Annotated in this window: 16 protein-coding genes; 3 read left to right on the forward strand and 13 right to left on the reverse strand. The window is 39.7% G+C overall.

Annotation, left to right across the window (positions count from 1 at the left end; genetic code table 11):
- The 6 genes from F886_RS14685 to F886_RS14710 all read right to left on the reverse strand — a co-directional run bounded on the left by F886_RS14685 (window position 1) and on the right by F886_RS14710 (window position 5,968).
- A complete protein-coding gene (locus F886_RS14685; protein ID WP_005306828.1) occupies window positions 1-657 on the reverse strand; it encodes a DsbA family oxidoreductase in 657 nt (218 codons plus the stop codon).
- A complete protein-coding gene (locus F886_RS14690) occupies window positions 654-2,003 on the reverse strand; it encodes an MFS transporter (protein ID WP_005306830.1) in 1,350 nt (449 codons plus the stop codon). The genes F886_RS14685 and F886_RS14690 overlap by 4 nt, the downstream gene beginning before the upstream one ends.
- A gap of 117 nt (window positions 2,004-2,120) precedes the next feature.
- Window positions 2,121-3,173, reverse strand: a complete 1,053-nt coding sequence (locus F886_RS14695; protein ID WP_005306833.1) for a beta-keto acid cleavage family enzyme — start codon at window positions 3,171-3,173, stop codon at window positions 2,121-2,123.
- A gap of 59 nt (window positions 3,174-3,232) precedes the next feature.
- Entirely contained in the window at window positions 3,233-4,081 is an 849-nt protein-coding gene (locus F886_RS14700; RefSeq protein ID WP_005306837.1) for a TauD/TfdA dioxygenase family protein, read from the reverse strand.
- A gap of 11 nt (window positions 4,082-4,092) precedes the next feature.
- Window positions 4,093-5,079, reverse strand: a complete 987-nt coding sequence (locus tag F886_RS14705) for a quinone oxidoreductase family protein (RefSeq protein WP_005306840.1) — start codon at window positions 5,077-5,079, stop codon at window positions 4,093-4,095.
- Between the two features lie 136 nt (window positions 5,080-5,215).
- Window positions 5,216-5,968, reverse strand: a complete 753-nt coding sequence (locus F886_RS14710; RefSeq protein ID WP_005306843.1) for an aspartate/glutamate racemase family protein — start codon at window positions 5,966-5,968, stop codon at window positions 5,216-5,218.
- Between the two features lie 280 nt (window positions 5,969-6,248).
- Here F886_RS14710 and F886_RS14715 point away from each other — a divergent pair, with 280 nt between their 5' ends.
- From F886_RS14715 to F886_RS14725, 3 genes are read left to right on the forward strand one after another with little or no spacing between them, the layout of a single operon-like run.
- Window positions 6,249-6,821, forward strand: coding sequence for a nuclear transport factor 2 family protein (locus F886_RS14715; protein WP_005306846.1), 573 nt, complete (start codon window positions 6,249-6,251; stop codon window positions 6,819-6,821).
- A complete protein-coding gene (locus tag F886_RS14720; protein ID WP_005306848.1) occupies window positions 6,788-7,282 on the forward strand; it encodes a chalcone isomerase family protein in 495 nt (164 codons plus the stop codon). Before F886_RS14715 ends, F886_RS14720 begins: the two co-directional genes overlap by 34 nt.
- Before the next feature lie 17 nt (window positions 7,283-7,299).
- Window positions 7,300-7,995, forward strand: coding sequence for a response regulator transcription factor (locus F886_RS14725; RefSeq protein ID WP_005306850.1), 696 nt, complete (start codon window positions 7,300-7,302; stop codon window positions 7,993-7,995).
- Here the strand turns inward: F886_RS14725 and F886_RS14730 are convergent.
- From F886_RS14730 to F886_RS14760, 7 genes are read right to left on the reverse strand one after another with little or no spacing between them, the layout of a single operon-like run.
- Window positions 7,992-9,320, reverse strand: a complete 1,329-nt coding sequence (locus tag F886_RS14730) for a sensor histidine kinase (RefSeq protein ID WP_005306852.1) — start codon at window positions 9,318-9,320, stop codon at window positions 7,992-7,994. The two genes, F886_RS14725 and F886_RS14730, sit on opposite strands and share 4 nt — an antisense overlap.
- Window positions 9,321-9,349: 29 nt before the next feature.
- Window positions 9,350-10,399, reverse strand: coding sequence for an SAM-dependent methyltransferase (locus F886_RS14735; RefSeq protein WP_005306855.1), 1,050 nt, complete (start codon window positions 10,397-10,399; stop codon window positions 9,350-9,352).
- Between the two features lie 8 nt (window positions 10,400-10,407).
- Window positions 10,408-11,187, reverse strand: coding sequence for a DUF1295 domain-containing protein (locus F886_RS14740; RefSeq protein ID WP_005306858.1), 780 nt, complete (start codon window positions 11,185-11,187; stop codon window positions 10,408-10,410).
- 29 nt (window positions 11,188-11,216) lie between these two features.
- Window positions 11,217-12,416, reverse strand: a complete 1,200-nt coding sequence (locus F886_RS14745) for an SAM-dependent methyltransferase (RefSeq protein ID WP_005306860.1) — start codon at window positions 12,414-12,416, stop codon at window positions 11,217-11,219.
- Entirely contained in the window at window positions 12,413-13,204 is a 792-nt protein-coding gene (locus F886_RS14750) for a DUF1365 domain-containing protein (protein ID WP_005306863.1), read from the reverse strand. Before F886_RS14750 ends, F886_RS14745 begins: the two co-directional genes overlap by 4 nt.
- A 24-nt stretch (window positions 13,205-13,228) precedes the next feature.
- On the reverse strand, window positions 13,229-14,491 hold the full coding sequence (locus F886_RS20165) for an NAD(P)/FAD-dependent oxidoreductase (protein WP_005306866.1): 1,263 nt from the start codon (window positions 14,489-14,491) through the stop codon (window positions 13,229-13,231).
- Complete coding sequence (locus F886_RS14760) at window positions 14,488-15,459, reverse strand: acyl-CoA desaturase (protein WP_005306868.1); 972 nt, start codon at window positions 15,457-15,459, stop codon at window positions 14,488-14,490. Before F886_RS14760 ends, F886_RS20165 begins: the two co-directional genes overlap by 4 nt.
- Window positions 15,460-15,538: the final 79 nt, after the last annotated feature.

Raw genomic sequence — 15,538 nt, forward strand, 5'->3', positions numbered from 1 at the left:
TCATATCAACTCTCCCTGCCCCGCTAGCGCCTCTTGCATTGCTTGATAAAGTGCATCTGCTGATTGCGCGCCCACTAAAGTAGAAGCCCGATCAAAAATAAAATAAGGCACGCCATTACCTCCTGTACTTGCAGAGATAAAATCTTGATGATCTTGAATAAGTAAATCTTTGATAAGCTCAGGTGAGAAGCCACAACGTTTCGCGATTTTGTATAAAGTGGTGGTATTTCCGATGTCTAACCCATCATAAAAATATGCAGCAAAGAGTTGTTCTAACAACGCATTGCACTGATCAGGAGTTCCTATTTTTAAAGCTTTATCAAATAAGCGATGAGCTTTGGCCGTATTTGGCATCCGTTTAATCTGTTCAAAATCGATCTTGAGCCCAACTTTATGTGCAGCTTTATTGACCTGTTCTTGTCTCATACGAACTGCTGTCAAGCTACCTAACCGTTTCAAATAAAACGTTTGAAACGGTACACCTTCAACAGCTAAATCAGGTATGAGCTGAACACCTCGCCAGTGCACGACAACTTTGACTTTAGGGTAAAGCTGATAAAATCTATTTATAGCGATCAGTAACTGACGTTTTCCGATCAAACACCAAGGACAAATAAAGTCAAAAAATACATCAATGTGTAATTGCCGAATCATCATTTGTTATTCATCCCGCATTTTTGTATTTGGTTACCTGAATGATTTTTAAGCTCAGTTATTCCTTGCTGCTCAAAGCGTGCAATATCTTTGTGATAATGGCGTTTGGCATAAAAAAATACGGCTGCGGCTGCAATACTGACCAATGGCATAAGTTGAAATGCGCTATGTAAACCAATCACATCAGATATTCTGCCGACCACCAAAGGACCAAGCGCTAAACCAAGAAAATTGTTAGCTAAGGTGAGTGTTGCAAATGCAGAACCATGAACTGAGTTATGTGTGAGATTAGCTACCATGGCACTAGATGGCCCATTGGTTCCTAGGGCAATAAACATTCCGAGGCAGATGAGAAGTAACTGGTTACGTCCCGCAGGCACAGCAAAAGCAATTAATAAAAGAACACAACCGAGCAAGCAGTATGTAATCGCTAAACTGACCTTACGATCTGGACAGTTACGGCCCAAATAATCACACAACATGCCGCATAGAATTGTGCCTACTGCACTACATAGCAAAATGACCGCTGCCATCACACCTGCCTTGTCGGTACTCATGCCGTAATACCGATTGAGATAACTCGGCATCCAGACAATCACTGTGCCACCAACAAATAATTGCAGACCACTACCAATGTAAGTGGCAATAACTGAACGACTTGAATATAAAGTTTTTAAAGGGCTTTTAATGTGCTGGGTTTTACTACGATTTTTATTTTGAGGTATTGCGTTTATTCTGTTTTCTTTCACTAAAATTGGATATAGAAAGGCCAAAATGAGACCAAATAAAGCAATGCCTCCAAAAGCCCAACGCCAACCGAAATGCTGTGCGAGTACACCACCTAAAGCCACACCCAAAAATGAGCCAAATACGCCACCCGCCATAAAAGCACTGGCGAGTGTTGCACGCATTTCTCTTGGAAAAACAGCCACAACCACCGCGATTCCCACGCTGCCATAAGCAGCTTCACCCACACCAACCATAAAACGAGCAATAAACATTTGCTCATAATTTTCAGCCAGTGCACATCCTAAAGTCGCCAAACTCCATAAAGCCGCCATAATGGCCAAGCTTTTCACTCTTCCAAAACGGTCTGCCATTAATGACAACGGCAGAGTCAATAAACCCACCATTAAGGCGACAATGCCACTGAGCAAACCTAACTGGCTATCGCTGAGCAACCACTCATTTTTAAGTAAAGGAAAGACTGCGTTTAAGACTTGCCTTGACATGTAATCTGAAATGAGCAAACCAAATGTCAAAGCAAAAACAAGCCATGCATAACGACGAGGTATACTGATTGACGTATCAACATCGCTCATCTGATCTGAATACTGATGTGCATTCATACGACCTCCTTGTATTTTTTATAATTTCTATTTAGCTAGTGCAGCAACGCACTTTTAAAAACAAAGCGAATAAACTGCACTACATTTGAGGTCTAAATTCCGTTAGACCTTGTCACATTAGTTACGCTGCGGCACACCCTTTTGCCCTGCTTTACGATTAGGTGCAATACCATTTGCGATTAGGGTTTCTTCAATACTGTTGTATTGCACCCCAATACGATAAATTTCACGGGCTTCTTTTCCTGAGGCAATTTCACGGCCTAATTCATGGGCAATCCGAACGGTTTGCTTAATTTGCTCTACAGATGAAAAACGGCGCCCGTGATGATCAATGATCGTGTCTTCGTTACCCACACGAGCATGTAAACCCATTGCCATCGACATGGTGTTAAAAGGCAATACATTTTTGAGCAGAGATTCTGATGTCAAAGTACATCCATCAGGTACGCGATGAATAAAATTAAAGAAATTAAATGGGTTTGGACCATCAAAACCACCGCCAATTCCAATCCAAGTTAAGTTTAACGGCCCCATGTACAACCCTTTACGCACCATACGTTCTAGCGTCTCAAGGCCATGCATACCCGTTAACTGAAAGTGCGGTTGAATATTGTTTTTACATAAGCGCTTAATATGTTCGGCAACCCATGCAGGCCCTGCTGGCACAGTCATCTCTGCATATGCTGCCTGAGTCGCTGGATGTGCCAATGAAGTCCCTTCTAAATATTCAGGATAGAGCAATTCCATAATATTCATTTGTGTGGTGTTAATTGCCACCGTGACCTGATCGGGCTTTGGTGTAAGTTCAGCCAACATATGTCGGGTGTCATCACTTAGCCATAAAGCCGCTTCACCTTCACTTTCTGGTGCAAATGAAATCGAACCACCTACCTGAATAATCATGTCAGGCACAGCCTCACGAACACCTGCGATAAGCTCGTTAAATTTTGACAAGCGTTTAGAGCCTTTGCCATCAAGTTCACGGACATGTAAATGCAACACTGTAGCGCCCGCTTCATAACACTCAACCGCTTTTTGTATTTGCTCATCCATGGTCACCGGAATATCTTCGGGAAAATCTTCCGGCATCCATTCGGGTCCATATGGCGCAACCGTGATTACCACTTTTTCCATATTTTCTGGGTGCAATGAGTCGTCAAAGAATTGCATGTGCATCTCCTGATATATTTTTAGAATTTTCAATTAGATAAAATTATTAACCTATAGATTTAATAGGTTGCGTCACCAATAATGCCGGCCCGCTCCATTTTTCGGTGGCAAGGTGGGTAATCCATGACTGCATAATGTTGTGTGCTGCGGTTATCCCAAATGGCAATGCTGTTAGGTTTCCAGCGCCAACGCACTTGAAACTCTGGAATATACGCTTGAGAAATTAAGTAACGCAGTAATTCAGCTGCGCCCGGATTGGCATCTTGTCCAAACCTGACTCGCTCTTTGGTGTGATAGTTACTGAAGTGGGTTGTGAACGCGTTGACGTATAAAATTTTCTCGCCCGTTTCAGGATGGGTACGTACCACAGGATGCTCAGCATCGGGAAATTTTGCTTTTAAGTCCAAGCGTTTTTCAAGTGGCATAGCCGCACCAAAACTCGCTTCTATGCTGTGATAAGCGCGTAAGTCAGCAATCTTATCCTTAATATCGTTGGGTAACGACTCATAGGCCATCACCATGTTGGTCCACATGGTATCGCCACCCACTGGTGGGCATTCAACACAGTGCAGCACACATCCCATCGGTGGAACCTTGCGCCAGCTTGCATCGCTGTGCCAAGCATTTTCATAACGATCGACGGGACTTTCCGGATGTTTATAAATCTGCACCAAACCCGGATGATCAGGATGGCTGCCTACAGCAGGATGATCTTCTAACTGTCCAAATTTTTCTGCAAATGCGACATGATCCTGACGGCTTAAGTGCTGATCTCGCAAGAACAACACACGGTGTTTAAGCAGTTGTGTGCGAATTTCAGCAAATAATCCATCATCATAAATCGCATCAGCAAGTTTGACTCCACTGAGCTCTGCACCAATATTGCAAGTTAACTGTTCAATTTGCATAAGAAATCCCTTCAAATTACAAAGATTGATGAACCTATTGTTTTACGTGCTTCCAAATCACGATGAGCTTGTACGGCATCCTTTAGCTCATAACGCTGATTAATTTCAATTTTGATTCGTCCATGTCGAACATGATCAAATAATTCATTTGCCAGTTCTTTCTTCTCGGCAGGATCTGCAATGTAGTCGGCCAAAGCTGGACGTGTGACAAACAATGAACCTTTCACGGCGAGTAATACCGGATCAAAAGCAGGAATTGGACCAGACGCTGTTCCTACGCAGACCAACAAACCACGGCGTTTGAGTGAGTCTAATGAACTCATGAAAGTGGCTTGACCGACACTATCGAAAACGACATTTACACCAACGCCGCCTGTTAACTCACGTACACGTTGGGCAACATTTTCATGGCTGTAGTTAATGACATGATCACAACCATGAGCTCGCGCTACGGCAGCTTTTTCTTCTGAAGAAGTGGTACCAATAACAGTCAAACCAAGTAATTTAGCCCATTGAGAAACGATCAGCCCAACACCACCTGCGGCTGCATGTAATAAAATTGAATCGCCCGCTTTAAAGTCATAAATGCGGCGCATCAGATAAGCAGCGGTCAGCCCTCGCATGGTCATGGCTGCCGCTGTTTCACAAGAAATTTCTTCGGGTAATTTAATTAAAGCATTTGCTGGAATTAGACGATGGGTACTATATGCACCTAACGTATTTAAAAAACCTGTATAAGTAACTCGATCGCCTACTTTAAGCTGAGTGACTCCTTCGCCTAAAGCTTCAACGATACCTGAAGCTTCGACGCCCATGCCATTAGGCATTGGAATTTGATAGGTTCCATTGCGAAAATATGTATCGGCATAATTTAAACCGACTGCCACATGACGTAGGCGTACTTCTCCAGCTTTTGGATCTCCTACTTCTACATCTTCATAGCGCATTACTTCTGGCGTTCCTGTTCCATAGAAACGTATAGCTTTCGTCAACGTCATGTCCTATTCCATATTTTGGTTTTTTATTGAGTGCCTATAAAAGCAATAACCAAAATTACAACAGTTAGGATATGGGCCACTTTACATTTCACGACACAAGCTTAACGTTTAATGACAAAGGATATTCCAAATATTGCTAAAGAATACTCCCAGCAATTGCAGCAGACTTATGTAGATTGGCGCTATTAGAGTTTTTATTTTCGTTTAAGCTAAAACTTACCGCCTCTTTTGCGTGAATAGTGGTGGTATCAAATAAAGGAACCGAGAATTTAAGCTCACCAATTAACATACAAATTTCGGTACAACCTAAGATAATTCCTTGAGCTCCTTCAGCAATGAGCCTCTCTACAATAGCGATGTACTTTTGCTGTGAATCGGGATTAATCACACCTAAACAAAGTTCTTCATAAATGATGCTATGGACTATTTTTCGGTCGGCTTTATTTGGAATAACAACATCAATTCCATAATCCTGCAATCGAGCTTTATAAAAATCTTGCTCCATTGTAAAAGCTGTGCCCAACAGCGCAACTTTACCAATGTTTTGACTCAAAATTTCTTTTGCCGTTGCATCAGCAATGTGTAAGAACGGAATCGTAATTGAATCTTCAATCTGTGCAGCAACTTTATGCATGGTGTTAGTACACACCAAAATACAATCTGCTCCTGCCTTTTCTAAATTTTGTGCTTGCTCAGCTAAATATGCGCCAGCTTCTTGCCATAAACCCTTCGCTTGCAAGGCTGCTATTTCTTCAAAATCGACACTATTAATAATGACCTTAGCAGAGTGTAATTTTCCTAACTTATGATGAACCATTTTATTGATTTGTTGATAATAAAGTGCTGTAGATTCCCAACTCATTCCGCCTAATAAGCCGATTGTTTTCATTATTGAATCCTTCTATTTATGCAAAACTTATCTATATCTCTTATGGGTAAAGTGCAGCTAGAATAAAATTGCTTTATTAAATTTTTTCTAGCTTATCTTATTTATTAATCTTAAACGCTGTGACATCCAAAGAAACTTCTAAGTTGAATAGACCTAATTGATGAAAATTCCAAAACAGAAAATGCTCTCCATTAAACCCAAATCATAAAACATAAGAATTCACGCAAACTTCACGACCAGCTCTTTAACTTAATCTTATAAAGTTGGTTCGGATATAGACATGAAAATTATAACTACAGCCTTAGGGCTAATTACCTTGGCAGGTTTAACAGCGTGTAAAAGTGTGCCTAGCTACTCAGGTGATTACGGCAAAGCCGAACAAAAAATTACTGGAATAGAATTAAATGACCAACAAGCGCTAGATATTGGCAATCGTTTTATTGCCGCATTTAATACGCTTGGTACCCCTTCTTTTGTGAATAACGCGAGTCATCTTTACGCCGATCAACTTTATATCAACGATACACTCTCGCAGTTCTCTCAGAAAAAAGATTTGATTAAGCATTTTGAAGGCATGAATGCCCGAGTGAGTAATGTCACTGTAAAACTCATTAGTGCAACTCATCACCAAGATACAGCCTATATTCATTGGTACATGACCTATGACTTTAAAATGTTAGGTCGCTCAAAAACCATGGCTTCTTATGGAATTAGTCAAATTAAGATTAATGAGCAACAAAAAATTATTTTCCAGCAAGATTATTGGGATCCGGCGAATGGCCTTTACCGTTCTTTACCAATATTTGGAGGAGTATATAAATGGGTATTACCGTTCAAAAAAGTCGAATCTTGATATTTCTAGGAATCTTAATCGTATCTCAAGCGAACGCGGCTGAACTAAAAAAATGCAGTTCAGCACCTTTAACGGTTACGAGTAAGAAGGTGGGAAATGTCAGTTACTTTGCTGAAGATTGCCTAAAAAATTGGCAAAGCCAAAGCATCAAAATGGAGTTTAGCTATAACCGTGATATTCCCGAGTGGGCATTTAAACGGGCAGCAAGCCACTTTTTGAAGAAAAATGTTAGCGGATTTGATGCAAAATCTCCGCTTAATCATATTAATGAACTATATAGACCAATTAAGAGTGGAGATCTTTACAGTCTTTACTATCAACATGAAAATCAAAAACTAGAACTAAAATTAAACCAGAAGCTGCTCGGTTCTATAGACAATCCGAATGCAAATCAATATTTTAAAATCTGGTTTGGTAGCGAACCGTTTAATGCTAAATTAAAACAACAACTATTAAATTAATGGCTTAATAAAATCTCATGGGTAATCACTTTATCCTCATGGTTGAGGACCATTTTGAACTCGCAGCAACGGTCTGCGAATTTCTTGAAATGCATGGTTATGTCGTCGACCATGCGCGTAATTTAGATGCTGCACGGACTTTTCTTAAATCTCAGCATTATCACCTTTTACTGCTCGACATAAATCTACCTGATGGCTCGGGTTATGACCTGTGCAACTGGCTACGTACCGAACAAGGTGTTGATATTCCAGTTCTTATGCTGACAGCAAGAGATACTTTAGATGACAAACTTAAAGGTTTTACTGCTGGCACAGATGATTATTTAGTCAAACCTTTTGATTTTAACGAATTAGTAATGCGGATTCGTGCATTAATAAAAAGAGCAGCTGGCGAAGTCACTCATCATAAAATTCAAATTCACGACTTAATTCTTGATAGCGCAACTCAAACTGTAGTTCGTGCCGGCAATAATATCGAGTTACCACCTATTCAATTTAAACTATTAAAAATTTTGATGCGCCAGTCTCCAAAAGTGGTGACCAAGCAAGAACTGATGATGGAATTATGGGGCGACGAAGAACCTGAAAGCGATGCGTTACGCAGTCACATCTACAACTTAAGAAAAATGGTTGATAAACCTTTTGACCTTAAACTATTACACACAGTGGCAGGTGTCGGTTTAAAAATTGCTTTAGACAGTTCAGCAAGTTAACTCAAATAGACCACAACAATTAAGCCCGTGGTCGGCTCCAACTTTAGTTCAGGATGAGTTGTTAAATAATATTGTCGATCAAACAACTCGACTCGCCATCCTAATTGTTTACAAAGCTTTTGTACCAATTGCAAACCAATTCCATGACCTTTAGCCTTTAAAGAGAGTTGTGAATCGCTGAGCTCTTGTACTTTCACATCGTTAGGTAAAGAAATTCCAATTCCATTATCTGCAATAATTAGGCTGTTTTTTTGTTGAATGATGTCGATTTGTGAGCCTTGAGAATAGTTCAGCGCATTACGTAAAATATTGCTTAACACCATTTGTGTCATAGAGGGATATAACCAACGCGGCTGTTCAGAAAGATCGGGTTGAATATGAATATGTATCCCCTTACTCTCACTGACCCCCTCTAAACTTTCGACTAAATCCCTCACAATTCTGGATAAAAAATTCTTTTCAGATGGTAAGCTTTTTACTGTATTACGTGCGATTGCCAGTAAGGTGTCGACTAATAACTGCATATCTTCAATTGTATTATGAAGTCGAACTAGGGCTTTATCCTCTCCATACTTCGCCTGACAAAGTTGCACATTACCCTTCAAAATTGTGAGTGGAGTGCGCAACTCATGACTCACATCTCCTGTAAATTCTCTTTCACGTCGAATAAAATCGCTTAAAACCTGATGATATTTTTCCAAGGCTTGTTTGAGATATTCTGCTTCCATATTGCCATTGGTATTAATATCTTTAAAAGGAGAAGCTTGAGTGTCTTGATGTGCCCAATCAATATTTTCCAAAGCATTTGCTAAACGCGTAATTGGGGAAAAATAGCGTCTTGCTCTTCGGTTTGACCACCATAAAAAGCTATATAAAACAGATAAACTGAACATCAGTGGAGCAAGTCCAAATAACCAGATCAGTTTATTGACATTACTTTCGCCAAATACCAATAGAACATGCTGACCGTTATGCTCACCATATACCGTCATCCGTTCTTTACCATCAACAAATACTCGATGCACACCACTTTCTAAACGCATGTCTTTAAAAGGTTGAGGTGCAACCTCTGTATTCCACCGATATCCATATAAATTTTTGGTATCTGGTAAATCTGCATTTGGATTATGTTCGATGCGTAACCAATAGTGTTCCATTTCCTGCTCTAAAGCAGTTTTAAGTAAAGAGCCTTTAATCACCCAAGCACTACACGCCAACCCGACCACGATTGATAATGCAATCAGACCAATCTGCAACCAATAATATCGATTGAACATTTGGGCTAATGGATGACTCGCTTTGCCATCGTTTCGAGTTCTTATCATATCTTTATCGCCGGGATAGGCTGTAGAAATTACAATGCTCTCTTTTTAAATAAAAAGTGACCAATGACCCATTCTTGTCCTTGCTCAAAACCGAATAGCTCAGCACAAGCCATGAAGAAAATACGCCAGCGTTGCCACCAAATATTGGCATCTTTTCCATAGATTTTTTTAAACAGTGGCTTCAGTTCGACTTCTTGGTTATCCATATTCTCAAGCCAAGCATTTGCCGTTCTCATATAATGCTCACCCGACCATTGCCACTGTTGAGCCAACTCTAAATGCTCTTGAAAATGTAAAAAAGTTGAAGTCGACGGCATTAATCCGCCAGTAAAGAAATACTTGGACATCCAATCATAATCTGATTTTACTTCAAAAGGATAATGTAAAAAGCGATGGCAAAAAATATGACACCAAAGTAAGCCGTCTGCTTTTAACCATCCCTGAATTTTCTCAAATAGACGCTGGTAATTACGAACATGTTCAAACATTTCAACCGATACAACACGATCAAACTGGGCTTGGTCTAATTCAAGTACATTCACATCACAGGTGAGCACTTCAATATTGTTTAAACCTCTCAATTCTGCTTGCCCGAGAATATGCTTTTTTTGAGTTGCAGAATTTGAAACAGCTGTAATCTGTGAGCGTGGATAGTTTTCTGCCATCCACAAAGTTAAAGAACCCCAGCCACAGCCTAACTCTAAAATATGTTGACCATTTTTAAGTTGTGCTCTTTCACAATAAAGCTGAAGTGCGAGCTCTTCTGCCTGATCTAAAGTTGTTGTTTTAGTCGGGAAATAACACGCACTATATTTGAGTCTTTTTCCAAGCACTGCCTGAAAAAACTCAGTGGGTAATTCATAGTGCTGCTCGTTTGCCTTGTCCGTTTCAACGGCGATTTCACTCCGTTTTAGCATATTAAGCACATCCATGTATCGCTGCGCCCCTTGTTCAGGGTCATAACGGCCTTCTTGAATTAAGCGTTTTTTGCTTAAAGCACGGATTGCAGCTCGAATTGCATGATCTGGAAGCACACCACTTTCAACAATTCTCAAAGACTGATGAACAATAAAATCCATATGCGCACCTATTTTTTGGGTTTTCGCGGAATAAACATTGATGTTTTTTGCTGATAATCACGATAATTTTGACCACGACTTTTAATTGCTTGTTTTTCACTAAATGGAATACCCGTGACGTAATATAAAAACAGCCACATCAGTAACGGATAAATCCACAATAAATATTGGCCTGCCGCTAAACCAATGATTGGATAGGCAAACCAATGTAACCATTCAAAAAAATAATTGGGGTGACGTGAATAACGCCATAAACCCTGATCCATGGTTTTGCCATGATGATCTGGATTTAATTTAAACCGATATAACTGCTGATCAGCGAGCTGCTCTCCAATCAAGGCAATCGCCATGATGACAGCCGCAATCACTAAAGTGACTTTATATCCACTACTCCATTCAGTTGCTTCTACATTGAGTAGCGTCCACATTGGTAAGAAGAACAAAAGCACTAAAAGTGTTTGAAAGATAAAAAATAAGAAGAAGCCAAAATGCTGAAACTTTCCCATGGCTTGACGCATTCTCGCGTAACGGCCATCTTCTTTTTGTTCAGATTGATAACGTCTTAACAGATGCCAAAATAATCTTAGAAACCATAAGCCGCTAAAAATACCGATAAAAAATCGTACTTCAACAGGAGCAACTGAAATGAGTAAAGAAGACACAATAATGTTTACTGCCAGACAGAAACTCCATGCAGCATCTACAATTCCAGCTCGGCCATTTAGAGTGGCAAGTAGCCAGCTCAGTAACATGATCATTAAATCTAGAATCAGTAAATTCAAAAACATCAGCAGTCTCCTTACTTGAGCTGTTTGAGTTAGTAACTAGCACTCTCAAACAACAAGTGAACATTGCTTATCACGCCTTCTTTAAAACCGCCTTCGCAATAACATAAATAGAAATCCCACATGCGAATGAAGTTTTCATCGAAACCCAGAGCCAATACTTCTTCTCGTGCGGTTAAAAACCGTGCTCGCCAGTGATGAATTGTTTGTGCATAACTTAAACCGATATCATTTAAATACTTTAGCCTTAAACCACTTTCAGAGGCGGTTTGAGTCAATACACTTATGCTAGGAATAAAGCTACCTGGGAAAATATAGCGCTTAATATAATCGACTGTATTTAATGCTTTTTTATATCGAAAATCTTCAATGGTTATGGCCTGAATAAATGCTAGACCTTTTGGTTTTAATAGCGCTTTACATTGATCAAAGTATGTCGATAAATATTGAGCACCAACGGCCTCAACCATTTCAATTGAAACCAGCTTATCGAACTTTCCTTCGAGCAAGCGATAGTCTTTCAGTTGCACATCAATTCGATGAGCTAAGCCTGCGTCATTTACACGAGTAACGGCTTCATCGTATTGAGCTTGTGAAATGGTAATGGTGGTCACTCTACAGCCGTAATGTTGAGCTGCATAAATGGCAAAACCGCCCCAACCACTTCCGATTTCAACCAAATGATCCATTGGTTTTAAATCTAACTTTTTACAGATCAGCTCTTTCTTAAAATCAGATGCGTCTTCGAGTGTCATATTTTCATTTTCAAAAACGGCACTCGAATACATTAAAGACGGATCTAGAAATAATTTAAAAAAGTCATTGCTTAAGTCGTAATGTTCAGCAATATTTTTACGGCTACCGCTTAAAGAATTCTTTCTATTTTTATACCAAGCTTTAAGAAAAAGCTGGCTCGCTTGTGCAATAACATTCTGGTTGAACTGGTCTAGTACATCTCGATTACGTGCCAAGATCTGCACCAACTCTACAAGTTGCTCGCTGCTCCAATCCCCACGTATATAGCCTTCCGCTGCCCCTAAAACCCCATTTTTTAAAATCAGATCCATCAACAAAGGATTGCGGACTTCAATCACAGCATGTAAGTCTGAAACCTCGCCAACCGTACCACTCCACGCGCCCTGAAAAGTAATCTGTCCATGACGTAGCTTAAGAAGACTCTTGAGTAACAATGGTAGTGACTCATCTTCACCATAAAGAAATGTTTTTATCATGTCTTATCTACCTTGATCTTTTTAGGATGGCGATAAAATGGAACTTTTTTTCGCCACAACTTAAATGCCTGTAAATATATTGAAAACAACATTTTAAAAGGCGCTAGGCTGTTTATAAGAGCATAACGATATTGCTGTGAAGGAAATGTGATGGGCACAAGTTCAAAGCGCATAGTGGCATCAAAGAGTTGTTTTTGTTCTTCAAAGAGCTGCATATGAATGACATTTTGCTGATCTGAAAAACTAAACCGCCAGTGATAAGTCAACTGCATGGGCATGAACGGCGAAACATGAAATGATTTTTCAAAATGAAAATCAAAACTCTGATAATCACCCATATTTCTTTGTTGTTTTGAGCAGTCATGTATATAAACTTTTCGTTCATTCCACGGGGTATTGGTAATTTCACTGACAATAAATACGGGTTTTCCAGTTTTATTTAAAACAAAATAAAATACGACCGAATTAAACCTAAAACCCAAACTACGAGGCAAAGCCAAGACTCTGATTTGCCAGTCTGGCCGAAGATGTGAGTTGTTATTTTGCAGTATCGCTTTTTCGACTCGATCCTTTATAGAACCGCGATACATTTTTAAAAAATCATTTTTAGATAATGTTAGTACATTCCAATGATCAGTCGACCACAGTGAGCAATCTTTTGTAATATCATCTAATTGATCTGGATCGAACCATAAATAATTTAGGGTCGATGTGAATTGATGCGGTTTCGGGCTATAGCGTCTGTGACGAATAAGTACAGGAGCGATAGCAAGTTTATTTAATAACATTTGAAAGCTCCTTACCTATTTTTTTTATAACGCTAAGAGTTGCTCTACAACACGTGCTGCACTGCGGGCTCCATCTTCATGAAACCCCCAGCCCCAATACGCTCCACAAAACGAAGTCCGATTTTGCCCATTAATTTCGTGCCAACGAGATTGAGCTTGAATCGCTTTTGCATCAAACACGGGATGACGATATTTACGCTCAACCAAGATGTCTTCGGCTTTAATTTTCATATTCGGATTTAACGTAGAAAAAATCTGAGTAGCACAGGATAAATTCTGCAAATTATTCATCCAGTAGGTAAAACCATAATGTATGTCGGATAATTCGTTTTGAACTTGAGAAGTTGGTGTTACATGTACATGCCAGCTTGCCCACTGCAAACGGCTTTTAGGCATAATTGAAAGATCACGGTGAACCACCATTCGATTATCTTGATAACCAAATTGACTTAATATTTCCTGTTCAAGCAAAGAACTATCTTTTAAGAGACTTAGGCTATCGTCAGCGTGGCTTGCAAAAATCACCCAGTCGTATTGGGCTTGCCCTTCAACGGTTTCAATCAAAACTGTTTCTGGAGAACGGCTCACAGCTTTTACTTCTGCAAACTTCCACTCAATGGATCGGCAATTCTTTTGAATAGCACGAATATAACTTGCTGAGCCATGTTTAACTGTTTGCCATTGCGGCCGCTCTTTTAGCTGCAACATGCGGTGATGTTGAAAAAAGCTCACCACAAATCGATATGGAATTTGGCCTACCTGCTCAACCGGAGCCGACCATAAGGCACCGCACATCGGATAAAGATGCTCATAACGGAACTCATGACTATATTTGTGAAGGTCCAAATACTCTTCAATCGATAAATTTGGATCAATATCTGCCACATCTATATCTTTATTATCATCATAAAAACGTAGCAAATCTGAGAGCATTTGCAGAAATTTTCGGTTTAAAAAGTTCTGCGGACGGGCAAAGAGCGACCATTTTTTTGAAGGATTATATTGAAGTCCACTGACCAGATTATTCACCGAAAAACTCATATCGCTGCTTTGAGTTTCTACACCTAATTTTTTAAGCATGTCGGTAAATAACGGATAGTTGTAGTCATTAAAAACGATAAAACCACTATCTACCGCGACTTTAGTGCCTTCTATCTCTAGCTCGTGAGTGTCAGTATGACCACCAAAATAGTTATTTTTTTCATACACAGTGACTTGATGTTGTTTTGACAATCTCCAAGCTGCGTAAAGTCCAGATATACCTGAACCAATAATGGCAATTTTCATAACACTTCACCGTTTTCAATTTTCTCTATCGATAAGTCTTTAATCTTTTTATATTGATAAACCTTGTCTGGTACGGGCTTTAGCCCCCACACCAAACCAAATAAAGACATCATTTTGAGTACATAAAAGGTGATATCAATCTGCCACCAATAAAAACCTTGACGCACACTGCCAGCGTAAAAGTGATGGTTGTTGTGCCATCCCTCACCCAAGGTAATTAAAGAAAGTAGGAAGTTATTACGACTGTCATCTGGGGTATTAAACTCACGTGAACCATAACGATGAGCGAGTGAATTAATACACAAGGTTGCATGCGTTAATAGAACTGTGGAAATCACAAAACCCCACACTAAAAGCTGTAAACCATTCGTACCCAACTCAGGAAAATGTTGTGCAAGCCACGAACCTAAACCATAAATTGCTAAAGCCGTCAAAATCACAATAGGCAAACTAAATCGGTCCAGCCAAATCAGCTCTGGATATTTCAACCAATCTTTAATGACTTTTTTTCGAGTAGCAAAATTTTGCTCATTTAAAAACCAGCCTACATGCGAATACCAAAAGCCTGCTTTCGCTGAATGCGGGTCCTGATCGGTGTCGGTAAAATGATGGTGATAACGGTGATGTGCTGCCCACCATAAAGGTCCGCGCTGCGCACTCATGGTCCCGATCAGTATAAAAATGAATTGAACAATACGTGATGTCTGAAAAGTTTTATGCGAAAGATAGCGGTGGAAAAAAGCAGTAATTGCAAACATGCGAAGAAAATAAAACCCCAGCATGAAGAACACAGCGAACCAAGATACGCCCACCCAAAACGCTGCTAAACAAGCGATATGTAATAAAATAAAAGGAATAATTCTTAACCATTGAATGTTCTTTTCAATGACATATTCGCTAGAAGCACCCACTTGCGCATTTTCTGAATCTGACCAGCTATCGATCCAGCGCAGAAAAAATTTAGACATTGATTCTTCCTGATCTAAAGCATTTCTTTTGGTTCTAATTTAGAAAATGCGCAATGAATTTTATGTGAAGTTCACTCGG

The organism is Acinetobacter sp. NIPH 542, assembly GCF_000369825.1.
GTDB lineage: Bacteria > Pseudomonadota > Gammaproteobacteria > Pseudomonadales > Moraxellaceae > Acinetobacter > Acinetobacter oleivorans.

Bases quoted from the DNA above. Each gene is read 5' to 3' on its own strand.
- F886_RS14740 (WP_005306858.1), bottom strand. From the start codon at position 11,187: ATGTTTTTGAATTTACTGATTCTAGATTTAATGATCATGTTACTGAGC.
- F886_RS14685 (WP_005306828.1), bottom strand. From the start codon at position 657: ATGATGATTCGGCAATTACACATTGATGTATTTTTTGACTTTATTTGT.
- F886_RS14695 (WP_005306833.1), bottom strand. From the start codon at position 3,173: ATGCAATTCTTTGACGACTCATTGCACCCAGAAAATATGGAAAAAGTG.
- F886_RS14700 (WP_005306837.1), bottom strand. From the start codon at position 4,081: ATGCAAATTGAACAGTTAACTTGCAATATTGGTGCAGAGCTCAGTGGA.
- F886_RS14710 (WP_005306843.1), bottom strand. From the start codon at position 5,968: ATGAAAACAATCGGCTTATTAGGCGGAATGAGTTGGGAATCTACAGCA.
- F886_RS14715 (WP_005306846.1), top strand. From the start codon at position 6,249: ATGAAAATTATAACTACAGCCTTAGGGCTAATTACCTTGGCAGGTTTA.
- F886_RS14750 (WP_005306863.1), bottom strand. From the start codon at position 13,204: ATGTTATTAAATAAACTTGCTATCGCTCCTGTACTTATTCGTCACAGA.
- F886_RS14760 (WP_005306868.1), bottom strand. From the start codon at position 15,459: ATGTCTAAATTTTTTCTGCGCTGGATCGATAGCTGGTCAGATTCAGAA.
- F886_RS14745 (WP_005306860.1), bottom strand. From the start codon at position 12,416: ATGATAAAAACATTTCTTTATGGTGAAGATGAGTCACTACCATTGTTA.
- F886_RS14705 (WP_005306840.1), bottom strand. From the start codon at position 5,079: ATGACGTTGACGAAAGCTATACGTTTCTATGGAACAGGAACGCCAGAA.
- F886_RS14725 (WP_005306850.1), top strand. From the start codon at position 7,300: ATGGGTAATCACTTTATCCTCATGGTTGAGGACCATTTTGAACTCGCA.
- F886_RS20165 (WP_005306866.1), bottom strand. From the start codon at position 14,491: ATGAAAATTGCCATTATTGGTTCAGGTATATCTGGACTTTACGCAGCT.
- F886_RS14720 (WP_005306848.1), top strand. From the start codon at position 6,788: ATGGGTATTACCGTTCAAAAAAGTCGAATCTTGATATTTCTAGGAATC.
- F886_RS14730 (WP_005306852.1), bottom strand. From the start codon at position 9,320: ATGATAAGAACTCGAAACGATGGCAAAGCGAGTCATCCATTAGCCCAA.
- F886_RS14690 (WP_005306830.1), bottom strand. From the start codon at position 2,003: ATGAATGCACATCAGTATTCAGATCAGATGAGCGATGTTGATACGTCA.
- F886_RS14735 (WP_005306855.1), bottom strand. From the start codon at position 10,399: ATGGATTTTATTGTTCATCAGTCTTTGAGAATTGTTGAAAGTGGTGTG.